Here is a 5,303-nt window from a genome sequence, read left to right as displayed (position 1 = left end):
GTCTATTGACTGTTGTAAATTATCGATGGGCGTGACGTCTAGCTCCATGCCTTCGTCTTGCAGGGTGATACCGCCGATACTGCCGCTGAGGTCTAGCTGTGCGTCAGCAAAGGGTGGGTTGGCTGCGTGGGACAGGTCTCTGAGCTTTCTGTTGATCGTTTGGGTAAAAATATCTTTGATTAAGCTTTGTCTAAAATCCGCGAGCGTGGTTTCTATCTTTTCTTTATGGGCGGGATACATGAGGGTATAGCCGTAGCTGGTGGTTTCGGAATCGGTTACGACCAGGGCTTGTTTCTTCGTGTAGGGCTTTACGTGATAGTAAGTTCTGGCTCTTTCGTCTTTGGGGGCTTTTAGACTACCGAAGTATTTTTCTAGTAGTGTCTTGGCTTTGGCCACCGTTATATCGCCGACCACGATGACGGCCATCAGGTCGGGACGGTACCAGTCGTGGTAGAAGTCTCGGATAAGTTCTGGGTTGGCGTCCGCTACGATGCTGTCTTTGCCGCCGGACATGCGGTAGGCATACCGGGAGTCGTTGAGCATGTCGGGCAGGAATTTTCTAAGCATCCGCGTCTGGGCATTTAAGTCGCGCATGCGTAGCTCTTCTAGGATGACGTGGCGCTCTTCGTTGACTTCATCCGTGGTGATTAGCGCCCCGCCGGCCCAGTCGCCGACGATCTGGAAGCCTTTCTCTAAATTCCCGGGGTTGTCGGTGGGGATGGGTAGCATAAAATAGGTCCTGTCCCAGCCGGTATTGGCATTAAGGTCGGCGCCAAACCGGACGCCGATCTTTTGCAGATAGTCGACGAGTTCGTTTTTGGGATAGTGTTTTAAGCCGTTGAACTCCATATGTTCCATAAAGTGGGCGAGACCTTGCTGGTCGGGGTTCTCTAGTATAGACCCGGCTTTGACCACGAGTCTTAACTCTACTTTCTGGGCGGGCTTGGCGTTGGGCTTGATATAATAGGTGAGGCCGTTGGCTAGCTTGCCGGTCGTGACGGCGGTGTCTTTGCCCAGGGCTTGGGTGAGATCGGGCGTCTGCGTCTGCGCCTGGAGGCTCATGGGCGCCATTAGCAGCACTGCCGCGCAGGCCAGGGCTGCTTTTACTAAATAGTTCTTGAACATGACTTTTTTCGTTTAGTTAATTAGTTACGTGTATGTTATCCATTGTATAAGCGAATGTAGATCTTCCACCACTGGCTTTATTTACCGCTTATGTATTTAGGCTTAATTTTAAGTCTTTGTTTGCTTAAGATCCTTATACGCTTCCTCTTAATCTAATAAGCTTGCCAACGTATTTTCTAATACTCGTCGTTTACGCTCTTTTCTTTTATCTGTCTCTGCCCTTTTTAGAGTCGTATTAAAAGCGTTAAGTTCCTCTGTTAACATGGCTGTCTTATCTATTTTCTGTTTTAGCAGCTGCTGCGCAAGGGCGGCTAACTCCTCATCTTCATAATGACTGAAACGTAGCGTCATGGATTGTTCCATCTTTATCCGGTTTAGTTTGGTTGGCTGGGTTAATTCGTTCGTTGGTTCGCTTTTTAGAATAGCTTATTTATATCAACTACCGAGCACTTCTTTGAGCTTATTTTCCAGGTCATCACCGCGAAGGTTTGTCGCGATGATTTTGCCTTGTGGATCTACTAAAAAGTTGATTGGAATGCCGGTTACCCCGTATTTTACGGCTACCTCATTTTTCCAATATTTTAAATCGGAGACTTCTGTCCACTCAAGACCGTCTTTTTGGATGGCCTGCAGCCAGTTGTCTTTGCTCTGGTCGAGTGATACGCCCAGTATAGTGAAGTTCTTCGTCTTATATTCGTTGTATGCTTTGACTACATTGGGGTTTTCTGCACGGCAGGGACCACACCAGCTGGCCCAGAAATCTATCAATACATATTTGCCTCTAAAATCAGAAAGCTTTACCTGTTTACCTTTGGTATCTTGCTGGCTAAAATCGGGCGCTTGTTTGCCGATGGATACGGCACTTTGTTTTTTTACGATGGCGGCTAACTGCTTGCCGATGACATTGTCTGTGGCTTCGGGCTTGAGTTTATTAAAGTCAGCTATCGTGGCACTCATGGGCTGCATGCGGGCGAGGCTGGTGGCTACCAGTACGGTGCTGTACTGGGAACGGGGATGTGCAGCTATCCACTCTTTGGTAATTTTTAGTACTTCTGCCTGTCGGGCTTGTAACTGGGGCTTTAGGGCATCAAAGGCGGCCTGGTCTTTTTGTTGGTAGGCTGTCATGGCTTTTTGCTCCACATCCTGAGTGCTTGCTAACAGGGCGTCGCCTTTTAAGACTGCTTTGTAATTATTGTCGTCTGTTATAAAGCTGCTGCCACTAAACTTGGAATCTGTAAAATAAGGGCCTGCCTATTTGAATATCATTTTTATTCTCGGGTTTTAATAAAAATAAAAAATAGCGGCTCTTTCGTTCTTTATAAGATCGGTTTATTTAGCCATGCCAAAGATCTTTGGTTCATCCCGCGATTCAAAAATGAGGGGTCATCTTAGACAAGAAACCCCGCTGAGTAAAGAACAGAAAATAATAAAACTTTAATAGTCGAGCCTAAAAAATTTACCGTTGCCGTCTATTTGACCTAATGGTATCACCTGGTATTTTCAATTTCATGAATCGCCCCAATGGTTTTAATGACCGCATCAGGGGTGACCGAGATGCTGTCAATTCCTTTCGCTACCAAAAATGCAGCAAAGTCAGGATGATCAGAAGGTCCCTGTCCACATATGCCCACGGCAACACCTGCCTGCCTGGCTGAATCAATTAAAGATTCAATCATGAGCTTCACGGCTTCATTACGTTCATCATATAAATCTGCAACTAAGGAAGAGTCTCTGTCAAGACCCAGTGTCAATTGCGTCAAATCATTGGAACCAATGGAGAAACCATCTATATTTTTAGCAAATTCTTTTGCCAAAATAATATTCGAAGGAAGCTCTGCCATCAAATAAACCTTCAGGCCGTCCTTGCCACGCTCCAAGCCAAATTCTTTCATTACCGCCAACACCTTCAATAACTCTTCCGGCGTTCTGCAAAAAGGAATCATGACCACAACGTTTTTAAAACCCAGTCCACTGCGGACTTTTTGAATAGCAGCACATTCCAATCCAAAGGCTTGCTTGAATTTTTCCGAATAATACCTGGAAGCACCACGCCAGCCTATCATGGGGTTTTCTTCTTTCGGTTCAAAATATTTGCCGCCGAGCAGGTTGTAATATTCGTTACTCTTAAAATCGGAAAACCGCACGATTACTTCATTGGGATAAAAGGCCGCTGCAATCTTCGCTATGCCAAAAGATAGTTTTTCGATAAAGTAATCCCGCTCCGATGCAAATCCTTTGATAAGAGAAGCTATTGCTGAAGAAAGTTCTTCATCTTTTAACTGCCGATGCTGTAGTAAAGCCAGTGGATGTACTTTAATATAATTATTAATGATAAACTCCTCTCTGGCAAGCCCCACTCCTTTATTGGGCAGGTTGGCAAATTTAAAGGCCAACGAGGGAGAGCCCACATTCAATTTTATGGTTGTTTTAATGGTGGGCAGTGTATTTAAATCAATTTCCTTGGATGCAAAATTGACCTTGCCTTCATACACAATGCCTTCGTCACCTTCTATACAAGAAGCAGTGATTTCCTGATCCACCAATAACAACTCTGTTGCATTACCGCAACCAACAATCGCCGGCACGCCCATCTCTCTGGCTACAATAGCCGCATGACAGGTACGCCCGCCTTTGTTGGTAATAATTGCAGAGGCCATCTTCATAATGGGTTCCCAGTCCGGATCTGTCATATCTGTTACCAAAACGTCTCCGTTTTTAAAGATACTCCCTTCACTTATACGTTTGTCCAAAGAATAAAGGATATTGACTTTACCACTGGCAATACCATCTCCTACGGCGATACCTCTTAAAAGCTCCTTTCTCTTTTGCGTTTGATCTATGCTGTATTCTAATATTTTTGTTACATCTTTTCTGGAATGAATTGTTTCGGGGCGTGCCTGGACAATAAATAGATTGCCGGTTAATCCATCGGTCGCCCATTCGACATCGACGGGACACCATTTATTTTTTAAATCGGAATAATATTTCTCGATCGTGCAAACCCATTTGGATAACTGAATAATTTGTGGGTCACTTAAACAAAACTTCTGTTGTTGCGCCTTATCTGTCTGAATAATTTTCACACGTTCATCAGAGTTGTTTCCATAAACCATCTGCTTATCTTTCTTCCCCAATTTCTTTTCGATTATCGCGGGAAAGCCTTGCCGCAACAGGGGTTTAAAGGTGATAAATTCATCGGGAGAAACCGATCCCTGTACCACCATTTCTCCCAGACCAAAGGAACCGTTAATGATGACAGCATCTTTAAAGCCTGTCTCGGTATCTAGGGAAAAAGCGACCCCACTGGAACCCAGATCGGAACGTACCATCTTTTGTACACAAACCGATAAGCCTATAGAAAAATGATCATAATGAAAATTTTCACGGTAGCTGATCGCCCTGTCTGTAAAAAGTGAAGCAAAGCAGTTCCTGACAGCGTCAATTAGGGAAGCATTACCGCGCACATTTAGATAAGTCTCTTGCTGACCTGCAAAGGAAGCATCCGGCAAATCTTCTGCCGTAGCAGAAGATCTTACTGCCACGTCCGTATAATCCTGCCCGTAAGTTTTGGAGAGGTTTTGATAGGCTTCTATTATTACTATGCTTAGTTCGTAAGGAAATTTTGTATTGCTGATGGCTTGGCGGATCAACAGTCCTGACCTCCGTAAAGACTCAATATCTTTAAAATCGATTTTTTGTATCTGGTCTTTTATAAACTGTTCCAATCCACTCACCTGCATAAACAGGTAATAAGCCGCTGTGGAGATAGCGAACACCGACGCCACGTTGATGCCCAGCACCGAGAGGTGGGTGACCATTTCTCCCAGTGAGGCACACTTGCCGCCAACCAGAGCAATATCACTTAATCCCAAGCCTTCCAGCGGTAATACAATAGATTGTTGCATAACAATAATTATTTTATTTATAATTGTACAATTGAATTAATTTGCTTATTTTTACTTACAAACATTTGTTATGTTTTAATTTTAAAATAAGGGGCCATCCTAAAAAAGAAGCCCCGGTGCACTATGTTTCAAGCACATGAGATATCATTAAACCACTTATTCCAATTCTTAGTTAGTACTCAACTTATCAATTGAAAACTAAGTTTCTATTTTAAAGAATACCTTTTTAATTTTTCTCAGCCTCAAACTTTTGTTTTACCAGGTTTAGATGTT

General features: G+C 43.9%; 4 protein-coding genes. All 4 read right to left on the bottom strand.

What is annotated here, in order from left to right; all coding sequences use genetic code 11:
* The coding region (locus ACQR30_RS03880) for a M16 family metallopeptidase (RefSeq protein WP_429731530.1) at positions 1-1,125 on the bottom strand (1,125 nt) is incomplete at its 3' end.
* Positions 1,126-1,272: 147 nt separating this feature from the next.
* The gene (locus ACQR30_RS03875; protein WP_429731527.1) at positions 1,273-1,488 is read right to left on the bottom strand and encodes a hypothetical protein; all 216 of its coding nucleotides are present in this window, start codon (positions 1,486-1,488) and stop codon (positions 1,273-1,275) included.
* A 72-nt stretch (positions 1,489-1,560) separates the two neighbouring features.
* Positions 1,561-2,265 carry a peroxiredoxin family protein gene (locus ACQR30_RS03870; protein ID WP_429731524.1) on the bottom strand — a complete coding sequence of 235 codons (705 nt, stop codon included), beginning with the start codon at positions 2,263-2,265 and terminating at the stop codon, positions 1,561-1,563.
* A 347-nt stretch (positions 2,266-2,612) separates the two neighbouring features.
* Positions 2,613-5,030 (bottom strand): phosphoenolpyruvate synthase, encoded by a 2,418-nt coding sequence (gene ppsA, locus ACQR30_RS03865; protein ID WP_429731521.1) that lies wholly within the window; start codon positions 5,028-5,030, stop codon positions 2,613-2,615.
* Positions 5,031-5,303: the final 273 nt, after the last annotated feature.

The sequence above is a fragment of the Arachidicoccus sp. genome, assembly GCF_050436765.1.
Classification (GTDB): Bacteria; Bacteroidota; Bacteroidia; order Chitinophagales; family Chitinophagaceae; genus Arachidicoccus.
This window is presented reverse-complemented; position numbering and strand designations above follow the sequence as displayed.

Coding starts and splice junctions, on each gene's coding strand:
- ACQR30_RS03875 (WP_429731527.1), bottom strand. CDS start 1,488: ATGGAACAATCCATGACGCTACGTTTCAGTCATTATGAAGATGAGGAG.
- ppsA (WP_429731521.1), bottom strand. CDS start 5,030: ATGCAACAATCTATTGTATTACCGCTGGAAGGCTTGGGATTAAGTGAT.